We start from the raw sequence: 25,462 nt of genomic DNA on the forward strand, positions 1-25,462 counted from the left end.
CCCTCCCCTAATTTGGCATAGCTTGAGGTTTTTTATTTTTCAATATTATTTTACCAACTACACCAAACAAAAAAGCATCATTAAACACTACCATAATAGTAGATTTAATGATGCTTTTAAAATCTATATAAAAGCTATGCAATAGCCATAGCTATTCTTTTCTAAGTCTAGGTCTAATAATTGTAGAATACACTAATGCAGATGTATACACAATTAATAAAATAAAATAATTCTCCATAGTAGTATGTATTTTCTAAAGAATAACAATTTAAACATTACCCTTTTGTTATTTATACGTTATGAAAATACAAAAAGTTTACATACAACCAAATAAAAGCGCACTTAATCGATAAACATTTAGAGAATTTAACTTGAAATTACAATTTTTAACACAATTTGAGAGTTTCAAAAACAAAAAAAGCTATGCATACACATAGCTTTTTCAATATTTTAAACCTAATCTTTACATAAAACTATCTACTGTTTTATAAGCCTCTATAACAGCACGTTCACCAGCCTTATTAGGTCTAGAATTGCCGTGCTCCATACCTAAAATACCAGTAAATTTTTTATCGTGAATAAATTTAAATACATTTTTATAATTTATTTCTCCTGTAGTAGGTTCTTTTCTTCCTGGGTTATCACCAATTTGTATGTAAGCAATTTCATCCCAACTTGCTTCCATATTTGGTATTAAATTACCCTCTTGTATTTGCTGGTGATAAATATCAAATAAAATTTTACAAGATGGAGAATCTACAGCCTTACAAATTTCATAAGCTTGCGGAGACTCTGTTAAAAACAACCCTGGATGATCTCTAAAATTTAACGGTTCTAACACCATTATAATTCCGTGAGGCTCTAATATAGCTGCTGCTTGCTTTAAAGACTCTATTACATGAGCAGTTTGGTAACCCATAGACTGCTTTAAATCTACGTGTCCTGGCACCACAGTAACCCATTTTGCATTAACACGCTTTGCTACCTCAACAGATCTTTTAATATCAGACAAAAACTTTTCTCTAATGGTTAAATCACCAGAAGTTAAACTAGGTTTTTTCCAAAAAATTTCATGCGCCACAAAAACACCCATTTCTATGCCTAAATTTTGCATTGTCTTGGCAAGTTTGGTTTGTGTTGCCACATTACGACTAAGCATTGTGTTATCTTCTAAAGCAGTAAAACCTTCATCTGCCATAAAACGCAATTGATCTTCTAAACTTTCTGCGTGGTTAGAAAACATTCCAAAATGAGGCGCATACTTTAAATTAAATGCGTGCTTAGCATTTGTGTTATAACCAGCCCCGTAACCATAAGCAGTACCTAAAGTTAATGCACCTGCAGTTAATGCCGATTTTTGTATAAAGCTTCTCCTTTTCATTTAATAAATTATTATAAAGCCCAAGCTTTACCTCCTGTAAACTCTTCTGTAGTACCACAAGGAACATATTTACCCGGTATAGGATCAAAAGCTAAAAAGTTTTTAGCTATTTCTTCCGTAGCCTTATAGCCTCTAATTGTCCACCCCCTAAGCTCATGAGCAAAAGCAATAGCTCCAGAGTTTATATCTAATTCGGCCACTTCTCCATTGGCAATAGCATTATTATAATTACGCATCGTAATATTTTGTTGTTTAATTTGCTCTTCAGATAATTTTAAACAACTTGCCAAGGCGCTTTCTAACTCTTCAGCTGTAATATCTGTTACAGCATCTTTACCAGATTTGCTCTTAGCTAATGATAAAAAACTAGCCATTTTAGCTTTAAACAATGCTTTTTCTTCTTCTGTATTAGATACATTTATATATTGATCTACAAACATATGCACATTTGCTTCAGATGCAGAAGGAGAATCAGTTTTTGGTAAAATAATATCCATTAAGGTTATCACAACATTACCTTCTTCCTCTGAAAAAAATTCTGGAGCAAAAGCAACACCTTTATCGTTTTTACAACTTTGTACAATACTAATTAAGGTTGGCGTAGCTACAACATAGCCTAATGACAAACCTAGGTTCTTAAGTGCTAATCTTCTATTCATTATAATAATCCTTTTTTAATTTGTTCTGCAGCATGGTTTGCTGCTCTTGCAGTAAAAGCCATATATGTTAATGATGGATTAACACATGAAGACGATGTCATAAAAGACCCATCTGTTACATACACATTAGGTACAGAGTGCACTTGGTTGTATTTATTTAATACAGACGTTTTAGGATTATGACCCATACGAGCAGTACCCATTTCATGTATTCCAAGGCCTAAAGCTCCTAAATTATCAAAAACATTAACATCTCTAAATCCTGCAGATTTTAACATTGCCGCAGCCTGTTCTTTAATGTCTTCTCGCATTTTTAGTTCGTTCTCTTTAAACTCAGCATCAAAAGTAACAGTTGGTAATCCCCAATCATCTAACTTATTATAGTCTAATGTAAACCTGTTATCTTCATAAGGCAATACTTCACCAAAGCCCATAATACCCATTGTCCATCCACCAGGTTTTAAAATAGCATCTTTTAAATCTTTACCATAACCCGTTTCTGCAACTACCTCTTGCCAGTTACCTCTACTTGCACCACCTTGGTAACCATAGCCTCTAATAAAATCTTTACGGTCTGTGTCTCCTCCTAAATTCCTAAATCTAGGAATATAAACACCGTTAGCTTTTCTTCCTTTATAGTATTTATCTTCAAAACCATCAAACTTACCATTTGCACCACAACCTAAATGGTGATCCATAATGTTTCTACCTAATTGATCTGACTCATTACCCATACCATTTGGGAAAGTATCAGACTTAGACTGCATTAATATAGCTGTAGAAGCAATAGCCGATGCACACAAGAAAATTACTTTTGCTTTAAACTCTATTTTTTCTTTTGTTACCCTATCAATAACCTTAACTCCTGTTGCTTTTTTAGTTTCTTCATCATAAATAACCTCATAAACAATAGAGTCTGGCCTTAACGTTAAATTACCTGTAGCTTCAGCAGCAGGCAAGGTAGAAGAGTTACTACTAAAATAAGCTCCAAACGGACACCCTCTACTACAACGATTACGAAATTGACATTTAGATCTTCCGTCTCCTGCAAATTTTTTATCACTAGTAATGTGGGCAACTCTACCAGCAGTAATAACACGGCCGTTAAAATTCTCGGCAACGCTTTCCTTTAATTTTTCTTCAACACAATTTAACGGCATCATTGGCTCAAACTTACTATCTGGTAGTTGGGGTAAACCTAAACTTTCTCCAGACACACCAATAAATGTCTCAACCTTTTCATACCAAGGCTCAATATCTTTATAACGCACTGGCCAATCTACACCATGACCATCTTTTTTATTAGCTTCAAAATCTATATCACTCCAACGGTAACTATGCCTACCCCACATTATAGATCTACCTCCTACGTGGTAACCACGCATCCAGTCAAAACGCTTAGTTTCATTGTAAGGATGCTTTAAATCATTTACAAACCAATGCTTAGTATCTGCATTTGTAGTATAACCAGTTCTAGATTGCTTTAACTGTTTTGCTTTCTCTTCCGGAGAAATGGCTCCGTTATTTGGCAAATCCCAAGACTCTTTAAAAGCGGTAGGGTAATCCTCCCTATGTTTTACCATTCTACCTCTTTCTAAAATTAAAGTCTTTAAACCAGCTTCACATAATTCTTTAGCAGCCCATCCGCCACTTATACCAGTTCCTACAACTATAGCATCATAAGACTCTTGTTCTTCGTTATAATAAAATTTGCCCATTCTTTGCGTTGTTTATTTGATAATTTTCTCAAATATAAAATAAATTTTCTACATTTAAACCCTGTAAATATTGAGGTTAACGTACTATAACGTTATAGTTGATGTAAATTCCTAAAAATTAAATATCTAAAAAATGAAAGTTAAAAACCTAGTTAAACAAAGTGTAAAATATCCATTAGTTTTACTTGTTTTTTGTTTTGCATCATGTAAGGATGCTCCTAAAAAAACCGAAGAAGTAAAAGAAGAAATTGCGAAAACTAAAGTAGACGAAAAAAAACCATTTTTTGAGTTGTCTTTAGCGCAGTGGTCGCTACACAAGCAAGTTTTTGATGGCGGAAATCCTTATGATTTTGCTGAGAACGCGAAAAAATTAGGTTTTACAGGTTTAGAATATGTTAGCGCTCTTTACAATGATGTTAAGGAGGCAAATTATTCTGATGAGGCTATGGCAGAATTTGTAGCTAAATCTAATGAAGCTGCTAAAAAACATGATATGAAAAATGTTTTAATTATGGTAGACGGACAAGGAGATCTTGCTTTGGCAGATGCCGCTGAACGTAAAAAAACTGTTGAAGCTCATTACAAATGGGTAAAAGCTGCCGCAGAAATGGGATGCCACGCTATACGCGTAAATTTAGCAGGTGCTACAGAAGAAAAAGAATGGGTTGCCAGCTCTGTAGATGGATTAACACAACTTGGCACTTTTGCTAAGGAACATAATATAAATGTTATTGTAGAAAACCACGGCGGATTGTCATCTAATGGAAAATTACTTTCTGAAGTAATGAGCAAAGTTAATATGGACAACGTTGGTACATTACCAGATTTTGGAAACTTTTGTATTAAAAAAGCAGAAGATGGTAGCTGTGAAGATATGTATGACATTTACAAAGGGATAACTGAATTAATGCCATATGCAAAAGCAGTTAGTGCTAAGTCTTACAATTTTGATGCAGAAGGAAATGAAACGAAAATAGACTATGCCAAAATGTTACAAATTGTAAAAGATGCTGGTTATACTGGTTTTATTGGGGTTGAATATGAAGGTGAAGAAAAAAGTGAAGAAGAAGGTATTATTGCTACCAGAGACTTACTAATTAATGCATCTAAAAACTTAAAATAAAAAATAAGCCTTAAAAGATACTTTTATGAGTAAAAAAATTAGACTAGGAATTCTAGGTGGCGGTGGAGATTCTTTAATTGGTGTTTTACACAGGGTTGCTTCTTTTATTAATGACAATTACCAAATTACTGGTGCTGTTTTTAATCCTAATTTAGAAGATAGCTTAAGTTTTGCAAAACAAATAGATATTCCTACCAACAGAATATATAAAGATTTTGACACACTTATTGAGGAAGAATTAAAACTACCTGCAGAAGAAAGAATACAAGTATGCTCTATACTTACTCCTAACTTTTTACATTTTCCTATGGCTAAAAAGTTATTAGAAAATGGCTTTCATGTTATTTGTGAAAAACCAATGACAACCACTTACGAAGAGGCTAAAATTTTACAAGCTACTTTAGAAAAAGCAGGTACAATTTTTGCCGTTACACATACGTATACTGGCTACCCTATGGTACGCCAAATGCGAGAAATGATTAAAGCTGGTGCTATAGGAGACATTCAAAAAGTAGATGCGCAATACTACCAAGGATGGATAAACCCTATAATTCATGAAAAGGATAAAAGAGCCAGCACTTGGCGTTTAGATCCCGAAAAATCTGGCATTAGCTGTTGTATGGGAGACATAGGTGTACACTCGTTTAATATGATAGAGTACACAACTGGTATGCAAATAAAATCTTTATTATCAGATTTAAATTATTTATATGATGATAATAAAATGGACATAGACGGTACAGCTCTTGTTCGTTTTAACAGTAACGCAAAAGGTATTATTAGAGCTAGCCAAATAGCTACTGGTGAAGAAAACGGACTTACCATTAAAATTTACGGGAACAAAGGCGGGTTAAAATGGGAGCAAGAAAACCCAAATTATCTGTATGTTATGAGTGATGATAAACCTTTGCAGGTATACAAACCAGGACACGCTTATAACTCTGATTTATCTTTAGACGGAACCAAATTACCTCCAGGGCATCCAGAAGGTATTTTTGATGCAATGGCTAACATTTATTTAGGCGTTGCCAGAGCTGTAAGAGGTGAAAAGTACAATGATGGGGAATTCCCAACAATGTTAGATGGCGTGCGTGGTCTTAACTTTATACAAAGTAGCGTAACCTCTCACCAAAAAGGAAATGTTTGGATAGATTTAGATTAACTAATACACCAATATAAAAACAAAAAGCCACACTTTAAAAGTGTGGCTTTTTTATATAATGTAGTGCCAGTTTAAAAAACTTTTTCAAATTCCTCACAAACAACTATCATACTATCTGTGGGCTTACGTTTAAACTCTGCCAATTCTCTTGTATAATAATCTACGTGTGTAGTTCTCCAATACGATAAACTTTTATCTCCCTCACCCTCTTTCTGCGCATAACTTTCGTCAATACTAAACAAAGGCTTTAATTTAACAGCCGTAGTACGCACAATACATTTTGCTTGGCCACTCCAGTCGGTAACAATTCTAAAATCACCTATTTTTGGTAAGGATTCATTACGCAATTGCAAACCAAGTAAAGAGTGCGTAGTTGCTTTTTTTATTCCTTTAACAACCAGTGTAGCACACTCATTTGCATCTTTTTCATTATCGCAGAAATGTTCTACTTTAGGGTCTTTTACAAAAGCATCTTCCAAATGCTTATCTAAATAATCTCCCCATAAATTCTTAGCCGATTTATTGTTTTCCACAGATATAAATTTATATTTTTAGTCCAATACGGTTTTTATGTTGTTCGTCGCACAAAACCACTCAATTCGTATAAAAAGCTACCCCAAATCGTTTACAAATTATTATATTTATAACTTGGGTTATTCTTCTTTATAGCCTTAAAAATTAAACGTTAAATATAGCATTAAATTACATAAAATGAAGACAATAAAAGGTCCATCGGTATTTTTAGCACAATTTGTAGACAGTAAAGCTCCATTTAATTCCTTAGAAGGATTATGCAAATGGGCAGCAGACCTTGGGTATAAGGGTATACAAATACCTACTTGGGAAACTTTTTTAATAGACCTAGACAAGGCCGCAGATAGCCAAGAATATTGTGATGAACTTAAAGCAAAAGTAAATTCTTATGGTTTAGAAATTGCAGAACTATCTACTCATTTACAAGGACAATTGGTTGCTGTACACCCAGCTTATGACGTAATGTTTGATGGTTTTGCACCAGAACATTTACGTGGAAATCCACAAGCAAGAACAGAATGGGCAATAGAAACCGTTAAAAAAGCTGGTACTGCAAGTAGGCGATTAGGTATTAAATCTCACGCTACTTTTTCTGGTTCTTTGTTATGGCATACAATGCACCCTTGGCCACAAAGACCTCCTGGTTTAGTAGAACTTGGTTTTGAAGAACTTGCAGCTAGATGGTTACCTATACTAGACCATTTTGACAAAGAAGATGTAGATGTTTGCTATGAAATTCATCCAGGAGAAGACCTTCATGACGGAGATACCTTTGAGCGTTTTTTAGAAGCTACAGGCAACCACAAACGTGTAAATATTTTGTATGACCCAAGTCATTTTGTACTACAACAACTAGACTATATTGCTTTTATAGACCATTACCATCCATACATAAAGTCTTTTCACGTAAAAGATTCTGAGTTTAACCCAACAGGTAAAAAAGGTGCTTTTGGTGGTTATAATGACTGGAAAGACAGGGCAGGAAGGTATCGTTCTTTAGGAGACGGACAAATAGATTTTAAAACTATTTTCTCTAAGCTTACCCAATATGGATGCGATGTTTGGGCTACTATGGAATGGGAATGCTGTATTAAAAGTCCTGAGCAAGGTGCTACAGAAGGTGCTAAATTTATACAAGACCACATAATTGAAGCTACAGAAAAAACTTTTGATGATTTTGCTAAAACTGGTACAGATAAAGAGTTGCTAAAAAAAATGTTAGGCATTTAAAATAACAAACAACAATAACTACTTATGAAAAAATTAGTATTAATAAGCTGCTTAACTGCATTAACTTTTAGCTGCAAAGACAAAGCAACCCAAGAAACAAAAGAAAAAGAAATTACTGCAGAAAACACCATAAAAGAAGCACCTACAAAAAATGAATGGACAGTGCTTTTTGATGGCAGTAACCTTGACAATTTAAAATTGTACGGAAACGATAACGCTATTGAAAATTGGAAGATTGAAGGTGACGCCCTAGTTTTTCATCCACCAACAAACAGACCTAAAGACACCCATTACAATCTTGTTTCTAAAAAAGAATACACAAATTTTGTATTGTCTATAGATTGGAAAATATCTGAAGGAGGAAATAGTGGTATTTTTTGGGGAATTAAAGATGATGGCACATACGGACAGCCTTATGAAACAGGTTTAGAAGTACAGGTACTAGACAACCAAAAACACCCTGATGCAAAAAACGGAACAGATCGCCAAGCTGGTGCTTTATATGATTTAGTTGCTCCTAGTAAAGACGCAACAAAACCAGTTGGAGAGTGGAATACAACAGTTATTACAATTAACCACAACACCAACAAGGGTAGTTCTGTTCTAAATGGTGTTACGGTAGCAGAATTTCCTTTAGAAGGAGAAGAATGGAACTCCTTACTAGAGAATTCTAAATTTAACGGCTGGGATGGTTTTGCTAAATATAAAACAGGTAAAATTGGCGTGCAAGACCACGGTGATGTGGTATCATACAGAAACATAAAAATTAAAGAATTAAATTAAGCATGAAAAAAATTACCTGGTCTCTTTTAGGGCTTCTAATTATTAGCTGCCAAGAGAAAGCAACAGTAGAAACCCCTGAAACCAAATCTGAAGTAGATTACATAATCCACGAGGAATACAGTGGCACAGAACCTACAAAACCCGAAGAAACAGAATTATACAAACCAGTACCACCAACAGTTACACCTGCAAAAAATAATGCCGCTCCTAGTGATGCTATTGTATTATTTAACGGTAATAACTTAGACCAATGGGTTGGCACAGATGGCAAACCAGCCCCTTGGGATGTTAATGAAGAAGATGGTTTTTTTACAGTAAAAGATAAATCTGGAGACATTAAAACAAAAAAGGAATTTGGCAGTATACAACTGCATATAGAATGGAGGTCTCCTAAAGAAATTTTAAGAGATGGACAAAACCGTGCAAATAGCGGTGTGTTTCTTCAAGATAGATATGAAATACAAGTACTAGATAACAACAATAATGATACTTATGTAAACGGACAAGTTGGCTCAATATACAAACAACATATTCCGCTTGCAAAAGCATCTGTACCTACTGGAGAGTGGAACACTTATGATGTTGTGTACCACGCACCAGAATTTAATAAAGCTGGTAAAAAAATAAAATCTGGGACACTAACACTTTTACACAACGGAATTCTAGTTTTAGACCATGTAGAAATTAAAGGCACAACACCTTACATTGGATGGCCTAAAAACGAAGCTCACGGTAAAGCCCCTTTAAGATTGCAAGATCACGGAGACAACAGCAGGGTTAGCTATAGAAATATTTGGGTAAGAGAACTCTAATAGCAATTCTTAAAAAACAGAAAAATTCTGTCTATTACAACTAGGCAGAATTTTTTACTTTAATCAGAAAATTAAAGTATTTATCCTATCATTTGTTTTCAAACTAGTGAAATAGCGTTATTAGAATAGACTGGTAGCCTCAACTAGTATAGTTTAATTATATTTGCATAAAATTTACAATATATGATTCAGTCCATGACCGGATTTGGAAAACACGTAGTGCAACTTCCATCAAAAAAAATTACTATTGAAATTAAGTCTTTAAACAGCAAAAGTTTAGATTTAAATGCACGTATGCCATCTGCATACAGAGAGAAAGAATTGGAGTTACGCAAAACTATTGCTAATGGCTTACAAAGAGGTAAAATAGACTTTAATCTTTATATTGAAAGTACTGGAGCAGATACTTCATCACAAATAAATGAAGCAATTGTTAAGCAGTACATGCAACAATTAAAAAACATAGCAGAAGGTGATGATGTTAAGCTTTTAGAAATGGCTTTACGTTTACCAGATGCTATGAAAACAGAGCGTGAAGAGATTGACGCTGAAGAGTACAAAGCAATACAAAATACACTTGTAGAAGCCTTAAAAGAAATTAACGTATTTAGAACTGAAGAAGGCGCTGTTTTAGAACAAGACTTTAAACAACGTATTACTTCATTAGAAAGCTTGCTACAACAAGTAATTGCTATAGATCCAGACAGGCAAACTGCATTACGAGAACGTTTAGAAAAAGCTGTATCTGACCTAAAGACTGATGTAGACGAAAATAGGTTTGAACAAGAACTTATTTACTATTTAGAGAAATATGACATTACAGAAGAAAAAGTTCGTTTAGCAAACCACTTATCTTACTTTACAACTACAATAAACTCTGCCGACTCTAACGGAAAAAAATTAGGTTTTATATCTCAGGAAATTGGTAGAGAAATTAACACCATTGGCTCTAAAGCTAATTATGCGCCAATGCAACAGTTGGTAGTGCAAATGAAAGACGAGCTTGAAAAAATTAAAGAACAAATGCTAAATGTTTTATAATGAAAGGCGGCAAACTTATCATATTTTCAGCACCATCTGGTAGTGGCAAAACAACTATAGTTAGACATTTATTAGGTAAAAAACACTTAAACCTAGCATTTTCAGTATCTGCAACATCTAGACCTAAAAGAGGAAAAGAAAAAAATGGCGAACACTACTATTTTTTATCATTATCTGAATTTAAAAACCATATAAAAAACGATGATTTTTTAGAATGGGAAGAGGTTTACAGAGATAACTTTTACGGAACACTAAAAACAGAAGTAGAACGTTTATGGGCTGAAGGCAAAAACGTTATTTTTGACATAGATGTTGTTGGAGGATTGCGTATAAAAAAGAAATTTCCAGAACAAACACTGGCAGTTTTTGTAAAGCCACCTAGCATAGACGAGCTTAAGATTAGGTTAAAAAAGCGTAGCACAGAAAGCGACGATAAAATTAATATGCGTATAGCAAAAGCATCTGTAGAATTAGCTACCGCTCCACAATTTGATACCGTTATTAAAAATTACGATTTAGACACTGCTTTAGCTGAAGCAGAAAAACTGGTTGAAGATTTTATAAGCAAACCAAACCCAGAAAAAGAAGCGTAAAATGAAGAAAGTAGGGTTGTATTTTGGAACCTTTAACCCAATACATTTAGGACACTTAGTTATAGCAAACCACTTAGTAGAATTTACAGATTTAGACGAAGTTTGGTTTGTAATAACACCTCAGAGTCCGTTTAAAACAAAACAATCTTTATTAAGCAATCACCACAGGTACCAAATGGTTTTAGAGGCTACTGAAGAATACCCTAAACTAAAACCATCTAACATAGAGTTTAATTTACCACAACCCAATTATACGGTACATACTTTAGCTCATTTACTAGAGAAGTACCCAAATGGTTACGATTTTTCATTAATAATGGGAGAAGACAACCTAAAAAGTCTTCATAAGTGGAAAAACTACGAGGTTATTTTAGAAAACCACAATATTTATGTGTACCCTAGGGTTTCTTCTGGCACAATAGACCATCAATTTAAAAATAACCCTAAAATAAAAATGGTAACAGATGCTCCTATAATGGAAATCTCATCTACGTTTATTCGTAAAAATCACAAATTAGGTAAAAACATTACGCCTTTATTACCTGCCGCAGTTTTTAAGTATATGGATGAAATGAATTTTTACAGATAAATACTTAATTTATACTTCTGTATTCGTTTACCATAGCTATAAATTCTAGCTCTAGCTTTAAAGGAGAACCGTCTGCAGCAATGTTTGGATGATCTTTACCATAATCAAAATCATTATTAGCAATTCGCAATTTTAAACTAGTTAACCCCATTAAAATGTTTCCTAAATGGTTGGTAAAATTAGTAACAACTGGCATAGGCTTACCAAATTCTTTTACTATTAAATCTTGGTTTTCCTTTAATCCTTCTAATGCAACATATGCCGCTCTAAGCTCTTTTATTTTTTGGTTAATTACCGTAAAATCTAAAGTTAAAAGTCCGTCTACATCTCTACCTCCAATTTCATTTAAAATAGCCTCTGTAGCATTTATAGCAGTAAATAAATTGTATTGCACTACCAACTCTTGCTCTTTATACTTCTCTTTTTTATACTTTTCAACATCGTCTTGCAACCTGTAAAAAACAATAGACATATCATCAAAAGTAGAAAAGTAATTACGGTAAGCTTCTAGCAATTTTATGTGAAGCTTTTTAGTTTTATTAACATCTACAGACTCTACAATTCCTTTTTTATAATACGCATCTACTTCTAAAATAGTATTGTATAAAATTTCTGCAGTTTTGTACACCAAAAGCATATTGGCATCTACCTTTTTTATAGCAGGACTATGAACTATGGTAGATTTTAAAATGTTTAACTCTTCTAAAGGTAAACCAATTTTACTTTTTAAATTTGTAGTTCCGCTAGTCTCTTTTTGGTTAACCCAACTTAAGTAATTAGCGTAAGATTTACGTACTTTATCATCATAAGTATTAAAAAACTCTATGTAGTTATTGTATTTCACCACAAATTCTGTAGAGTTATATGCGTCTTTAATAGTGCTAACTACAAGTTTTTTTTCATCAGAAGAAAACGGTTCTAAAGAACTAATTACCGTTTCCATACCCTTGTCATCCTTTTCTTGCTTTATGTTTTTGCAACTTACAAATACAAAAGCAATTAAACAGGTATGTACAAGGTAGTTTTTCATTTCTTATTTTTAATGTGGTGCAAAAATAAACAAAGTTATTATGTTAACTATCACGGCATACCGTGATTATTTATAATTGTTATGAACAATCTATTATTATATTAACTTTTCACTAACAAACATACAATTCTACATTTATTATATTGTAGCCCTAACAAACCACTAATGAAAAAAATACTCTTATTTTGCATAGCAGCATCGTTATTTTCTGCTGCTAGCACAACTGCCCAAAAGAAAAAAAAATCTAAAAAAGGGAAAACAGAACAAACAGCTCCTGCTCAAAAACCAAAAAAAGGAGACATTAAAAATTACAGTCAGGTTGTAACAAAAGATGCCGTTACTGACAATGGTCTCTTTACAGTGCATAAGGTTGATAAAAAGTATTTATACGAAATACCTTTTAGCAAGCTAAACAAAGATATGCTTTGGGTTACTAGAATAGCTAAAATACCTACCGGACTTGGCGGCGGATATATGAATGCCGGCTCTAAAACTAATGAGCAATTAGTACATTGGGTTCGTTTTCAAGACAAAATTTTACTTAAAGCAAAATCTTATGATAATGTTGCAGATAGCAGCAAAGCAATAAGTGCATCTGTAAAAGTTAACAACTATGAGCCTACCCTATTTGCTTTTGACATAGAAGCTTTTAACACAGACTCTACAAGTGTTGTTGTAGACGTAACTGCTTTATTTAACACAGATGTACCTGCAATTAGCGGACTATCTAGCAGATTAAGAAAAACATACAAAGTAAAAAGATTAGATCCAAAACGTAGTTTTATAAACAGTGTTAAAAGTTTTCCTGAAAACATAGAAGTAAAACAAGACTTTACTTTTAATGCATCAGAACCATCTACACTTAGAGCAACAGAATCTATTAGCTTACAAATAAATCAGTCTATGATTTTGTTACCAGAGCAACCAATGCAACCACGTATTTTTGACCCAAGGGTTGGCTTTTTTACTGTTAGTCAGTATGATTTTGGTAGTGACGAGCTAAAAGCAGATAAAAAAACATACATTAGACGTTGGAGGTTAGAACCAAAAGACCCTGAAGCATATGCAAGAGGAGAATTGGTAGAACCTATAAAACCAATTGTTTACTACTTAGATCCTGGTACACCTGAAAATTTAAAAGAATACATTAAACAAGGTATTGAAGACTGGCAAAAACCATTTGAAACTGCTGGTTTTAAAAATGCAATAATTGCACGAGACGCTCCTACACCAGAAGAAGACCCAGAATTTAGCCCTGAAGACATTAGATATTCTATGATACGCTATGTTGCTAGCACAACAAGAAATGCAGTTGGCCCAAGTGTATCTGACCCAAGAAGCGGAGAAATTATTGAGAGTGATATTATTTGGTACCACAACCATTTACGTAGTTACAGAAACAGGTATTTATTAGAAACTGGTGCTGCTAACCCTAATGCAAGAACACTCAACACCAAACCTAAAGAAATAGGAGATATGATGCGTATGGTTATAGCACATGAGGTTGGCCATGCATTAGGTTACCCTCACAATATGGCTGCAAGTTATGCTTATCCTGTAGACTCTTTACGTAATGGAGAATTTACTCAAAAAAATGGTATTGCTGCTAGTATAATGGATTATGCTCGCTACAATTATATTGCGCAACCAGGAGATAAAAACATTAGATTTATTAGACAAATGGGACCTTATGACCATTATGTTACAAACTGGGGTTATCGTTATTTAGCGGCTAATTCTCCTGAAGCAGAAGTACCTACTTTAAGTAAATGGATCTTAGAAAAAGCAGACAATCCTATTTATAAATTTGGAAGACAGTCTAGCCGTTTTGATCCTCAATCACAAACTGAAGGATTAGGAGATGATCCAGTTAAAGCAAGCTCATACGGAGTAAAAAACCTTAAATATGTAGCAAAAAACCTTAGCAATTGGACATCTGACCAAACAAATAACTATGATGATTTAGAAGAATTATACGGAGAATTATTAGGTGTTTATAGTAGATACGCAGGCCATGTAGTAACCAATATTGGTGGTGTTTTTGAAAACTTAAAAACACCAAAACAAAATGGTCCCGTGTATACACCTTTAAGCAAAACTAAGCAAAAAGAGTCTATGAAATGGCTACAAGACAATGTGTTTAGCACCCAATCATGGTTAGTAGATAATGCCATTTTACAAAACATAGATTATGCTGGCTATCCAGAAAATTTACGTAAAGTACAAGCAAGACATTTAAATGGTGTTTTAAGCGCAGACCGCATTGGTAGGCTGCTAGATGCAGAAACCACAAACAAAACATACTACAGCGCTTTAGAAATGTTGTCTGACTTACGTAAAGGCATATGGAAAGAAGCTTACATTGGTAAAAGCGCAGATATTTACCGTAGAAACTTACAACGAACATATTTAGAACGTATGGGAACATTATTAAATGCAAAAAATAGCAGCAGATCTAGTTTTAATGTTACCACATCTGACGTAAGCTCTTTAGTTAGAGGAGAATTAAAAACCTTACGCTCTAAATTAAAAGTAGCAAAAAATGGAAGCATTAATACTGTTACACGCTACCATTATGAAGATGCTATTGCTAAAATAGACCAAGCTTTAGAACCTAAATAAAACACAGCACTACACATAAAAAGAGGGGTGATTTGTATAAATTACCCCTCTTTTTTATATCTTAAAAACTACTTTTTAGTTAACACATCAGTACCTAAAAGCTTATCATCTTTATTGGTATACCAAGCTCTAACGGCGGGCATACGCACACCATTTATAATTTCTGTATTAGACAATAAAATGTATTCTCCATCATTTTTAGTTTCGTCATGAAAAAACTGATACATCTCCATATCTAAAGATTTAGGGTTAAAATAAAAATACCAAGTATCTTTACCCACTTCTTTATCATAAGTTACCTTAATAACCTTATACCATTTTTTATTAATTGTTTTAGAATAAAGCTTAGGATCTACTATAGTGCCTTTGTCTTTTAGTTTCATTGGCAAACCGTATAAGTATGTATAGTAGTTTCTCATAAAAAGTGCACGTTCCTTATTAAACTTTAGCTTTTTTTGCTCTTCCTCATTTACAATCTGTCTGTCATCAACAAAAAAATGAACACTATCATTTACAACCCTAACAGTATGCTTTTTACCTTCTTTTGAGTTAGATAAAACAAAAGTGCTTTTAGGCTGGTTTATATGAATATCTGTAACTCTATCTTTTTTATTAGGAGTGCTCATTGTAACCACAAAGTCACCTTTAAAAGTAGGCCAATTATTATTAGGATCATGACGAGCAATTACTTTGTCTAAAAACTCAAAAGCTCCAGTTTCTTGAGCCTTTAAACTGGCAAAAGCTAGCATACAAAATGTAAAAAACAAAAATTTAATATTCATAAAATATTTTTTTTAAGGGTAATAATACTCCTAAAGTATAAAAACTATTTTTAGTTTAATTAAAAATTAATATTTTGTAAGAAAAATAGGCTATGAAAAAATCTTTAATACTTATAGCAGCTTTAGGCTTAATAGCAACTGCATCTTTAGCTCAGCAAAAAAATGTGTTCGCGGTAGATTCTACATTGCTAAACAAAACTACAACTCCTAATATCACAAGTCTATACAGCAATAAAAATTCTGATGCTTTCTCTAGGTTTAGAGAAAAAAATTTAGAAAAGTACAACAAGCAAAATAATTTTTATCTAACAGACGTAACTAGGCAAAAGAACAAACACAGTAGTAAAATGCCAGTTTATAAACCAAAGGGCAACTATTACACAAGAAACATTACAATAGATACTACCGCTACTTATAACCTAAAAATTATATCTCCTGATAAGATTAAAAACTAGTTGTAATTAAAATAGTGAGTCAAAAAAAAGCCCAACATAATTGTTGGGCTTTATATTTATATGCTCACTACTTATGAAATTGTAGCTGGCGGCACACTACTATCATGCTCGTTGTAATACAACTCTAACATAGTCATTGTAGCCGTCATCAAATCTTTAGTCTCTAATAATAATGAGAAATACAAAGTAGTATTTTTTGGACTAGATTCTTCTGTTCTAGTACGCTCTACTTGTTTTTGTATTTTTTGAGAAAGTAACTCAAACAACTCCTCTTTTTCTTCTAAAATCTGCGCAATTCCATCAAAAGAACGCGTTTCAAATACAACCTGAGTTTCATTTAAAATATGCTCTAATTTATAGTCTATTTCTTTTAGCTCTTTAATTTGGTTATATTTTAATTTTTTATGGTTGTTATTAATATGCTTGTATGATATTTTAGTAATGTACTCTAAAGACTGCGTCATATCTTGTAAAGAGCCTAAAATATTTATGTAAAAATTACTTGCCCCAACACTAGCATCATCTAAGTTTTTAATAAAATAAAAGATATGATCTCTTAAATCATCTACCTCATCACCCAATTTAACAACTCCTTTTTTATTCTTTTTAAGAATGTCTAAGTTTTGCTTAGCCAACCCATCAATAGAATTGGTATAAATTTTATTTGTTCTTTTAACAACATTAGCTGTGTTTTTAGCACTTTCAACAATAACACCTTGGATAGAACTACTTTCTGCTCTTCTAAGGCTATCTTCAGCCTTAATTTCTTTAGATTTTTTATTGTATGATATATAGTTTCTTGCCAATAATAAAATAGCAACAAATAATAATATTGAAATAGCTGCACCAGTACCAAAATTTATAAGAGTTAAAATAATACCAGCTGCAGTAAATGCAATAATTGCAGTTCCAAACCAACCACCAATAACATTTAAAACACCAGCAACTCTGTACACAGCACTTTCTGCACCCCAAGCTCTATCTGCTAAAGAAGTACCCATTGCTACCATAAAAGTTACATAAGTTGTAGACAATGGTAGTTTAAATGATGTAGCTACAGAAATTAAAATACCCGCAACAACTAAGTTAACAGCTGCCCTTACCATATCAAAAGCAGGCATTTCATAAGTTTTATCTTTAGCTAACGCTATTTTTGGTTTTTCAAATCTTGCTTCTACTTTATCAGAAATAGATTTAGGCATTACAGCAGATGTATATGTAGAAATTGCCATTCCTATTCTAACAATACCTCTAGACAAAAAGTTAGGTTCAAAACGTTCTTTACCTTCGCCTTCTCTAGACAAGTTTATTTCTGTTTCTGCTACATAGCGTGCCTTTTTAGAGAACCAAAGTGTTGCAACCATTATCATACCCGAAATAAACAACAACAACGTTGGCGTAGGCACTTTTTCTGACAAAATAGACATGCTAAAAGCAGTTGCGTCTACACCAGATGCAGACCACTCTGTATAAGATTGGTATGCTGCAATTGGCACACCTATAAAGTTAACCAAATCATTACCTGCAAAGGCTAATGCTAACGCAAATGTACCAACACCAATAATAATTTTATAAATATTAAGCTTTGCAATTGCTGTTAGTATATATGATAAAACAAACCAAACAACAAAATTTACCAAAACAATAGGAAACCACTTAACCTCTAAAAAGTGCTTAATAGTCATATCTCCAATAAGCTCAAAACTCTGACTAGCAAATGCTGTACCTTTAATACCTTTCATAAAAATAAAGTAGGTAATAGCAGATAAACCAATACCACCAAATACAGAACCTACCCATTTTGCTTTTTTATCAAAATCATAAGATAAAAGTAAACGAGAAAACCACTGTACAATAGCACCTATTGAAAAAGCAATAACAACGGAGAGGAGAATACCAATTATAATTTCTGTTGCTTTGGAAGTATTAATATAATTTACAACGTCTGATGCACTACCACCAGCCTGTAATATTTTAATTAATGCCATTGCCACAGCTGCACCTAAAAGTTCAAAAACAATAGAAACCGTTGTAGATGTAGGCATACCCAAGGTATTAAAAAAATCTAACAACAGAATATCTGTAATCATTACGGCCATAAAAATGAACATAATCTCATTAAAATAGAACTCATTAGGGTTAAAAATACCTTTTCTAGCAACCTCCATCATCCCACTAGAAAATATAGCTCCGCAGGCAATACCAACACTAGCAACAATCATTATAGATCTAAAGGAAATAGCCTTAGATCCTATAGCTGAATTTAAAAAGTTGACTGCATCATTACTCACGCCAACTACAAGATCCGCAATAGCCAAAACCGCTAAAGCTATAATCATTATTAAATAAATATTACTCTCCATAATTTATAAAAATTCAATTTGCAAATATGCTTTGTTTTTAACTGTCTAACGTTATGTTAAGGTTATTTTTTTACTTAAAAATGCACCTCTAATTGCAGTCTACATATAAGCCCCTCAGGACCATCTACTTCGCTTAAATAAGTAGCATCTGTTTGCACTTTTAACTTATGCCCAACAATGTATTTAGAAACGCCTAATGTGTATTGCAATTCTTTATTTCTGCCTGTGATATCTTTATCCAAATCTACAAATGTATATCTGCCAGACAGCTCCCAATTATTTTTAAACACATAACCAGACATTAAGTTTAGTCCGTTACCTACTTGCACTATATCACCAGTTACCGTACCATCATTATTTTTAGCAATGGCATCGTCGGCGTTTCTGTCTGCATATTCACCCATAAAGGAAAAGCCGTTATATTTAAACATAGCATTTACAAATAAAGTTTTTATGTCTGTTTCATAAAAACCGGTATCTGTATACATATAATCTCCTTGGTTGCTTCTTGTTTTTACAGCGTTATTATTAAAATCATAAGCTGCACCAATCATTAATTTAGGCTTTTTTTCACGTTTTAAATCGGCTCCAACAAATTCTGTATTACCTGTAAAATTACCAAAAGGCAAAAAATCTATTCTTGCTGTGTATTGGTAACCTCCTAAATTTCCTTTGCTAACATTTCTTCCTTCTCCTTGAGAAATAGCTAATGCTTCTTTTACAATAAAATTTTCTGAAACATTAAATTTATGTCGTAATTGCATTCCCATATCTCTGTCTATTGTAAACCTACTATTTAACAAAGATCTATCAACCATTTGCATATTTGCAGAAGAAACTATGCGCTCTATATTTCCTGGTAATTTTGTTTGGCCTATCCACAGTTCAAAATTCTCATAAAAATTCCACATCACATAAGCATCTAAAATGTAGCGTGGAGCATCATGGGTAAACTCAGACCCTCCAGACAAATCTCTATTAGACAGCCCCAACTCAACCTTATATTTAAATTTAGGAGAGTAAGCAAAACCGCTAAATTTTAACCTGGCTCTACGCACTAAAAAGTTAGATCCTACAGAAGCTAAATTCCCATCTTCATTTTCTCCCCATTGTCCTATTCCTAAAAATTGTAAACGGGCAGATGCTTTCATAGTCCAAGTACTATCTTGCCCAACAATATTTAGTATACCCCTACCAAAACTAGGTGCTTTAATCTCCTGAGCTTCAAGCGTATTTAAACCTACTACAAAAAACAATACTGTAAAAATTCTAAAACACATAAATACTATTTTCCTCTTGCAACAATCCTTTTACAAATGTTAATTAATTGTTTCTAAATTATTAACTAGATGCAAATTTAGGTAAACTAACTTAAAGACAAAGGTGTTATTTTAGATAACCCATGCAACCATAAAATGTATAGTGTATAAATATACTTTTTAAGTTTATTCTACTTTATTTAAAAAGCTATTTAAGTATCTTGCAACTTTTAAATCATGTACTATGAATTGGGAACAATTACTATCTTTAAAGCGCTTTGGAGACACTAATAAAAGACTACGTAAAGAACAAGATGAAACCAGATTGGGTTTTGAAGTTGACTATGACCGTGTAATATTTTCGTCTGCATTTAGAAGTTTACAAGATAAAACCCAGGTTATACCACTTTCTAAAACAGACTTTATACACACTAGGCTTACGCACAGTTTAGAAGTGTCTGTGGTTGGCCGTAGTCTAGGACGTATTGTTGGAAAAAAAATACTAGAAAAACATCCGCACTTAAAAGAAGTTCACGGATACCATTATAATGATTTTGGAGCTATTGTTGCCGTTGCTTCTCTTGCGCATGATATAGGAAATCCTCCATTTGGACATAGCGGAGAAAAAGCTATTGGCGAATATTTTAAAACCGGAAACGGACAAAAATACAAAACCAAACTTACAGCCAAAGAATACCAAGATATTATAGATTTTGAAGGAAATGCTAACGGGTTTAAACTGCTAACTGAATCTAGAACAGGTGTAGAAGGAGGATTAAGATTAAGTTATGCTACACTGGGTACTTTTATGAAATACCCAAAAGAATCTTTACCCAAAAAGCCCACAAAACATATTGCTGATAAAAAATTTGGTTTTTTTCAGACAGAAAAGGATTTTTTTAGTGAGGTTGCAGAAGAACTTGGCTTATTGCAAACCAGAGATGGCAAAGACATTTCTTTCTCTAGACACCCACTTACTTATTTGGTTGAAGCTGCAGACGATATTTGTTATACAATTATTGATTTTGAAGATGGCATAAACCTAGGTTTAATATCTGAAGACTACGCTTTAGAATACTTAATTAAGCTAGTTAAAGACAAGATTAACACAAAAAAATACAACGAAATGGTTTTTATGCAAGATCGTCTTAGCTACTTAAGAGCACTTGCCATAAACACATTAATTACAGATGCAGTTGCTATATTTTTAGAAAATGAAGAAGCAATTTTAGATGGTTCATTTGACGTATCTTTATTAGATAAAAGCAACTATATTGCCCAAATAAAAGACATAATATCTTTAAGTGTATCTAAGGTTTACAAATCACAAGAGGTAATAGAAAAAGAAATAGCTGGCTATAAAATTATATCAGATATTTTAGATGTATACACAAATGCTTTAGTAAAAACAGCAGAAGGTACTGCTTCTAATTATGATAGTATTGTTTTACAAACATTACCAGAACATTACCAAAATACAGATGCTCCTTTGTACAACTTACTTTTAAATACCTGCTGTTATGTGGCAAGCTTATCAGATAGTGGCGCTGTGCACATACACAACAAAATTATGGGCAAACAACTTTAAAAATCATAAGATAACCCCACACCAAGTAGCTGCTTAAATTGTATTTTAGGCCTACCAGGTGTGGTTACAACACCATCTGTTACAACCTCATCAAAAACAACATCATCATCATATAAAAGATTGGTGCCAATATTAGCTTTTACGTATTGGTTAACCTTCATATCTAAACGCAGTTCCCAATCTACATCTATATTACCAAAACTATTTAGGTAATCTGTGTAAAGAGTTAAGTCATGCGCTAAAGTCATATTTTTAGCCACATCTGTTTTCCATGTATTAGTAACTAAAAAGCCAAATTCCATTAAAGTTCGCTCTCCTTCTTTTGTGATGTTACCATCTGCATCTCGCTCAGCTTTTTGCACACCAAAAGCACCAGAATTTGCTAACTCTTGATCTAACACAAAAGTTGCTTTTTGTGTTATTGGTGATATGTATAAGTTAAACTTTTTACCTTCTGGAATATAAGAAGTACCCGCTCCTAAAAACAAATAACCAGGTGCCATAAATGTAGAAATTTTATCTTCTGTATTTGGGTATTTATAACCGTCTGCAAATTGCGAATTAAAGTTTGCCTTAACAGAATAGTACCAATTACTTATTGTGTCTCTCCTATATGCAAAAGTAGAGCTAAAACGAATTGCATCATCTGCCTTTCTTAATTTCTCACCTTCTATGGCACTAAGTCCAAACCTAAGATCTAAACTATTGTTCCACTGTATGTATCTAAACTTGTAATTACGAACAAATTTTACATTTCCTATAGCCGATACAGAGTTGTTACCACCAGCTTTCCAGTTTACAAAAGCCACCTCATTAATAGCTATACCTAAATGGTTTGTTTTATCCCAAAAAGAAGGAACCTTAAACCATCCGAAATTTTCTCTACGTGGGTTTGCCTCATAAGTAATTCTTGGGTTAGCTAGCTTAACACCTCTAGGGATATTCTTAATTTTTTCTTGATTTTTACGAACTACAATTGTACCTACTATAGTGGTATCTACCTGAACAGAATCTGTTTCTACAGGATTAGAAATTTGAGCGTTTATTTCCGCTATACAAAAGGTTAAAACTAAAATTACAATTGTTTTTTTAAACATAATCCTATTCGTTTGCATGTAAAGATTCTATAAAAATCTTAAAACTATTTGCTCCTATATTATTTATTTCATGTAGTTGCGCTACACTGCCATGTTGCACAAAAACATCATCTATTCCTAAAATATGCACCTTATTTGTAAAGCTATTGGTATTTGCAAACTCTAAAATAGCACTACCAAAACCTCCAATTTTACAACCATCCTCAATAGTAACTATTGTTGAATATTTGTTAAAAATAGACAATAATTTTGTAACGTCTAATGGTTTTATAAATCGCATATTAACGTGTCCTATTTTACTACTGTCTAAATCATTTAAAACAGCCGCAACCATGTTACCAATATGACCTACAGAAAGCACCACAATTTCTGTGCCTTTTTTTAATTCTAAAGATTTTCCTATCTCAATTTTTGTAAATGGTTGTTTCCAATTTTTAGTAACACCTCTGCCTCTTGGATACCTTATTGCAATAGGCTGTTGCAAACCTAATTGGGCGGTGTACATTATATTTCTTAATTCCTCCTCATTCATAGGAGCAAAAATTAACAAATTTGGTATGCAACGTAAATAAGCAATATCATAAACACCATGATGCGTGGCACCATCTTCACCAACCAAACCTGCCCTATCTAAACAAAAAATTACTGGCAAGTTTTGCAATGCTACATCATGTATAACCTGGTCATAGGCACGTTGCAAAAAAGTAGAGTATATATTACAAAACGGAACCAAACCCTCTGCAACCATACCAGCAGCTAAAGTTACTGCATGTTGTTCTGCAATACCTACGTCAAATGCCCTATCAGGAATTTCTTCCATCATAATTTTTAAAGAGCTACCTGTTGGCATCGCAGGCGTAATACCTACTATTTTTTTATTTTCTTTAGCTAACTCAACAATAGTTAAGCCAAAAACATCTTGATATTTTGGCGTTCCCTCTCCGTTAACCTTAGGCAATAAATCTCCTGTAACTTTATTAAATTTGCCTGGCGCGTGGTAGGTTACTTGGTTTTCTTCAGCTTTTTTAAGTCCTTTTCCTTTTGTAGTAATAACGTGTAAAAACTTAGGGCCTCTAACTGTTTTTAGTCTATTTAACTCCTCTATTAGTAAAGGTAAATTATGGCCATCTATTGGTCCTGAATAATTAAAATTTAACGCTTCAAAAATATTATCTTGCTTTGCTCTACCTTTTTTAACATTGGTAAGGTATTGTTTTAAAGCTCCAACGCTTGGGTCTATACCAATAGCATTATCATTTAAAATTATTAATACATTTGCATCTGTTACGCCAGCGTGGTTTAACCCTTCAAAAGCCATACCGCTAGCAATAGAAGCGTCTCCAATTACCGCTATATGCTGCTTTAAAGTTTCCCCTTTTAATTTAGAGGCAATTGCCATACCCAAAATAGCAGAAATAGATGTAGAGCTATGCCCTGTTCCAAAATCATCATAAATACTCTCTTCCCGTTTAGGAAAACCACTAATACCGTTTAGTTGCCTATTGGTTTCAAAAACATCACTTCTGCCCGTTAAAATTTTATGTCCGTAAGCTTGGTGACCTACATCCCAAATTAATTTATCAAACGGCGTATTAAAAACATAGTGTAAAGCAACGGTTAGCTCAACCACACCTAAACTAGCTCCTAAATGTCCTTCTTTAGCAGAAACAATATCAATAATAAAATCTCTAAGCTCCTTTGCTACAATTGGCAAGTTTTGCGCTGGTACTTTGCGCAAATCATCTGGAGTTGTTATGTTGTTTAAATATGCCATTTAAACAGCAAATTTAAAGGGTATTTATGAGTAAATAAAGAAATAAGTAAAGAGTTATAGCTTTACAACCAAATGTGCTACATAAAAGGTTGTATTTTATTTGGTAAGGTTGATAAACTCTAAAGCTAAGCTTAAAAACTGTTGGTATTTTTTATATTTTTACTCCATGATAAATCCTTTTGACGACACGTACTTTATGAAAAAAGCCTTAGAAGAAGCACAAGCTGCTTATGACAAAGGAGAAGTACCTGTTGGAGCTGTTATAGTTATAAAAGACCGTATAATTGCACGTGCACATAACTTAACAGAACAATTAAATGATGTAACAGCACACGCAGAAATGCAAGCTATAACTTCTGCTGCAAATTTTTTAGGCGGTAAATATTTAGAAAACTGCACACTTTATGTAACCTTAGAACCTTGCCAAATGTGCGCAGGAGCCTTGTATTGGAGTCAAATTTCTAAAATTGTATACGCAGCTAAAGATGTAAAAAGAGGTTTTACTGCAATGGGCACAACCTTACACCCTAAAACAAAAATATCTGGTGGTTTATTAGAAAAAGAAGCCTCTGAACTTTTAAAACGGTTTTTTATTGAAAAACGAAACTTGAATTAAAAATAAAAAGCCTTGCAATGCAAGGCTTTTGTTTTAATCAAAATAAATATACTTTATTAGATTACTTGCACTTGTGCAGCAACCACTCCTTTTCTTCCTTCTTCTTCTACGTATTCTACTTTGTCTCCTTCGTTTAGCTCTACTCCGTTTAGCGATGTTGCATGCACAAAGATGTCTTTTCCTGTTTCGTCGTTTGTAATGAATCCATATCCTTTAGAGTCATTATAAAATTTTACTGTTCCAGTCATTAA

Annotated in this window: 23 protein-coding genes; 12 read left to right on the plus strand and 11 right to left on the minus strand. The window is 33.2% G+C overall.

Annotated features, from left to right (window positions below):
• Window positions 1–463: 463 nt before the first annotated feature.
• The 3 genes from JM80_RS02160 to JM80_RS02170 are packed head-to-tail and all read right to left on the minus strand — an operon-like array spanning window position 464 to window position 3,758.
• Complete coding sequence (locus JM80_RS02160) at window positions 464–1,381, minus strand: hydroxypyruvate isomerase family protein (protein ID WP_144709097.1); 918 nt, start codon at window positions 1,379–1,381, stop codon at window positions 464–466.
• 11 nt (window positions 1,382–1,392) lie between these two features.
• Window positions 1,393–2,040, minus strand: coding sequence for a gluconate 2-dehydrogenase subunit 3 family protein (locus JM80_RS02165; RefSeq protein ID WP_013621237.1), 648 nt, complete (start codon window positions 2,038–2,040; stop codon window positions 1,393–1,395).
• On the minus strand, window positions 2,040–3,758 hold the full coding sequence (locus tag JM80_RS02170) for a GMC oxidoreductase (RefSeq protein WP_034644771.1): 1,719 nt from the start codon (window positions 3,756–3,758) through the stop codon (window positions 2,040–2,042). Before JM80_RS02170 ends, JM80_RS02165 begins: the two co-directional genes overlap by 1 nt.
• 133 nt (window positions 3,759–3,891) lie before the next feature.
• Here JM80_RS02170 and JM80_RS02175 point away from each other — a divergent pair, with 133 nt between their 5' ends.
• Both JM80_RS02175 and JM80_RS02180 read left to right on the plus strand, forming a co-directional pair.
• Window positions 3,892–4,881, plus strand: coding sequence for a sugar phosphate isomerase/epimerase (locus JM80_RS02175; protein ID WP_013621235.1), 990 nt, complete (start codon window positions 3,892–3,894; stop codon window positions 4,879–4,881).
• A gap of 25 nt (window positions 4,882–4,906) precedes the next feature.
• Window positions 4,907–6,043: a Gfo/Idh/MocA family protein gene (locus tag JM80_RS02180; RefSeq protein WP_144709098.1), complete on the plus strand. Its 1,137-nt coding sequence runs from the start codon at window positions 4,907–4,909 to the stop codon at window positions 6,041–6,043.
• Window positions 6,044–6,114: 71 nt separating this feature from the next.
• On the opposite strand, the gene JM80_RS02185 is transcribed toward JM80_RS02180, so the two are convergent.
• Entirely contained in the window at window positions 6,115–6,576 is a 462-nt protein-coding gene (locus JM80_RS02185) for an ASCH domain-containing protein (RefSeq protein ID WP_013621233.1), read from the minus strand.
• 178 nt (window positions 6,577–6,754) lie between these two features.
• Between JM80_RS02185 and JM80_RS02190 the strand changes: the two genes are divergently transcribed.
• From JM80_RS02190 to nadD, 6 genes are all read left to right on the plus strand, one after another.
• Complete coding sequence (locus tag JM80_RS02190) at window positions 6,755–7,807, plus strand: sugar phosphate isomerase/epimerase (protein ID WP_034644767.1); 1,053 nt, start codon at window positions 6,755–6,757, stop codon at window positions 7,805–7,807.
• 24 nt (window positions 7,808–7,831) lie between these two features.
• Complete coding sequence (locus JM80_RS02195) at window positions 7,832–8,590, plus strand: DUF1080 domain-containing protein (protein ID WP_034644765.1); 759 nt, start codon at window positions 7,832–7,834, stop codon at window positions 8,588–8,590.
• 2 nt (window positions 8,591–8,592) lie between these two features.
• Window positions 8,593–9,402, plus strand: coding sequence for a DUF1080 domain-containing protein (locus tag JM80_RS02200; protein WP_144709099.1), 810 nt, complete (start codon window positions 8,593–8,595; stop codon window positions 9,400–9,402).
• A 183-nt stretch (window positions 9,403–9,585) separates the two neighbouring features.
• Window positions 9,586–10,443 carry a YicC/YloC family endoribonuclease gene (locus tag JM80_RS02205; protein WP_034644762.1) on the plus strand — a complete coding sequence of 286 codons (858 nt, stop codon included), beginning with the start codon at window positions 9,586–9,588 and terminating at the stop codon, window positions 10,441–10,443.
• A complete protein-coding gene (gene gmk / locus JM80_RS02210; protein ID WP_013621228.1) occupies window positions 10,443–11,036 on the plus strand; it encodes a guanylate kinase in 594 nt (197 codons plus the stop codon). The genes JM80_RS02205 and gmk overlap by 1 nt, the downstream gene beginning before the upstream one ends.
• Window position 11,037: 1 nt before the next feature.
• Window positions 11,038–11,625: a nicotinate (nicotinamide) nucleotide adenylyltransferase gene (gene nadD / locus JM80_RS02215; RefSeq protein ID WP_038505722.1), complete on the plus strand. Its 588-nt coding sequence runs from the start codon at window positions 11,038–11,040 to the stop codon at window positions 11,623–11,625.
• 4 nt (window positions 11,626–11,629) lie between these two features.
• On the opposite strand, the gene JM80_RS02220 is transcribed toward nadD, so the two are convergent.
• Complete coding sequence (locus JM80_RS02220; protein ID WP_144709100.1) at window positions 11,630–12,655, minus strand: YiiG family protein; 1,026 nt, start codon at window positions 12,653–12,655, stop codon at window positions 11,630–11,632.
• Window positions 12,656–12,820: 165 nt separating this feature from the next.
• On the opposite strand from JM80_RS02220, the gene JM80_RS02225 reads away from it, so the two are divergent.
• Window positions 12,821–15,277, plus strand: a complete 2,457-nt coding sequence (locus tag JM80_RS02225; protein ID WP_144709101.1) for a zinc-dependent metalloprotease — start codon at window positions 12,821–12,823, stop codon at window positions 15,275–15,277.
• Window positions 15,278–15,345: 68 nt separating this feature from the next.
• Here JM80_RS02225 and JM80_RS02230 read toward each other — a convergent pair whose 3' ends face one another.
• Entirely contained in the window at window positions 15,346–16,059 is a 714-nt protein-coding gene (locus tag JM80_RS02230) for a DUF6503 family protein (RefSeq protein WP_144709102.1), read from the minus strand.
• 92 nt (window positions 16,060–16,151) lie between these two features.
• On the opposite strand from JM80_RS02230, the gene JM80_RS02235 reads away from it, so the two are divergent.
• On the plus strand, window positions 16,152–16,514 hold the full coding sequence (locus tag JM80_RS02235) for a hypothetical protein (RefSeq protein ID WP_013621223.1): 363 nt from the start codon (window positions 16,152–16,154) through the stop codon (window positions 16,512–16,514).
• 71 nt (window positions 16,515–16,585) lie between these two features.
• Here JM80_RS02235 and JM80_RS02240 read toward each other — a convergent pair whose 3' ends face one another.
• Window positions 16,586–18,877 (minus strand): inorganic phosphate transporter, encoded by a 2,292-nt coding sequence (locus JM80_RS02240; protein ID WP_013621222.1) that lies wholly within the window; start codon window positions 18,875–18,877, stop codon window positions 16,586–16,588.
• Between the two features lie 74 nt (window positions 18,878–18,951).
• Window positions 18,952–20,157: a porin gene (locus JM80_RS02245; RefSeq protein ID WP_144709103.1), complete on the minus strand. Its 1,206-nt coding sequence runs from the start codon at window positions 20,155–20,157 to the stop codon at window positions 18,952–18,954.
• A gap of 223 nt (window positions 20,158–20,380) precedes the next feature.
• Between JM80_RS02245 and dgt the strand changes: the two genes are divergently transcribed.
• Window positions 20,381–21,724: a dGTP triphosphohydrolase gene (gene dgt / locus JM80_RS02250; RefSeq protein ID WP_013621220.1), complete on the plus strand. Its 1,344-nt coding sequence runs from the start codon at window positions 20,381–20,383 to the stop codon at window positions 21,722–21,724.
• On the opposite strand, the gene JM80_RS02255 is transcribed toward dgt, so the two are convergent.
• Both JM80_RS02255 and JM80_RS02260 read right to left on the minus strand, forming a co-directional pair.
• Window positions 21,721–22,821, minus strand: a complete 1,101-nt coding sequence (locus JM80_RS02255; protein ID WP_034644753.1) for a DUF3078 domain-containing protein — start codon at window positions 22,819–22,821, stop codon at window positions 21,721–21,723. The two genes, dgt and JM80_RS02255, sit on opposite strands and share 4 nt — an antisense overlap.
• Window positions 22,822–22,825: 4 nt before the next feature.
• Window positions 22,826–24,595 carry a 1-deoxy-D-xylulose-5-phosphate synthase gene (locus JM80_RS02260; RefSeq protein ID WP_144709104.1) on the minus strand — a complete coding sequence of 590 codons (1,770 nt, stop codon included), beginning with the start codon at window positions 24,593–24,595 and terminating at the stop codon, window positions 22,826–22,828.
• Window positions 24,596–24,761: 166 nt separating this feature from the next.
• Here JM80_RS02260 and JM80_RS02265 point away from each other — a divergent pair, with 166 nt between their 5' ends.
• Window positions 24,762–25,211 carry a nucleoside deaminase gene (locus JM80_RS02265; RefSeq protein ID WP_075694973.1) on the plus strand — a complete coding sequence of 150 codons (450 nt, stop codon included), beginning with the start codon at window positions 24,762–24,764 and terminating at the stop codon, window positions 25,209–25,211.
• A gap of 56 nt (window positions 25,212–25,267) precedes the next feature.
• Here the strand turns inward: JM80_RS02265 and JM80_RS02270 are convergent, their stop codons facing one another.
• Entirely contained in the window at window positions 25,268–25,459 is a 192-nt protein-coding gene (locus JM80_RS02270; protein WP_034644878.1) for a cold-shock protein, read from the minus strand.
• Window positions 25,460–25,462 lie beyond the last annotated feature (3 nt).

The organism is Cellulophaga sp. RHA_52, from assembly GCF_007827205.1.
In the GTDB taxonomy this organism is placed as follows: Bacteria; Bacteroidota; Bacteroidia; order Flavobacteriales; family Flavobacteriaceae; genus Cellulophaga; species Cellulophaga lytica.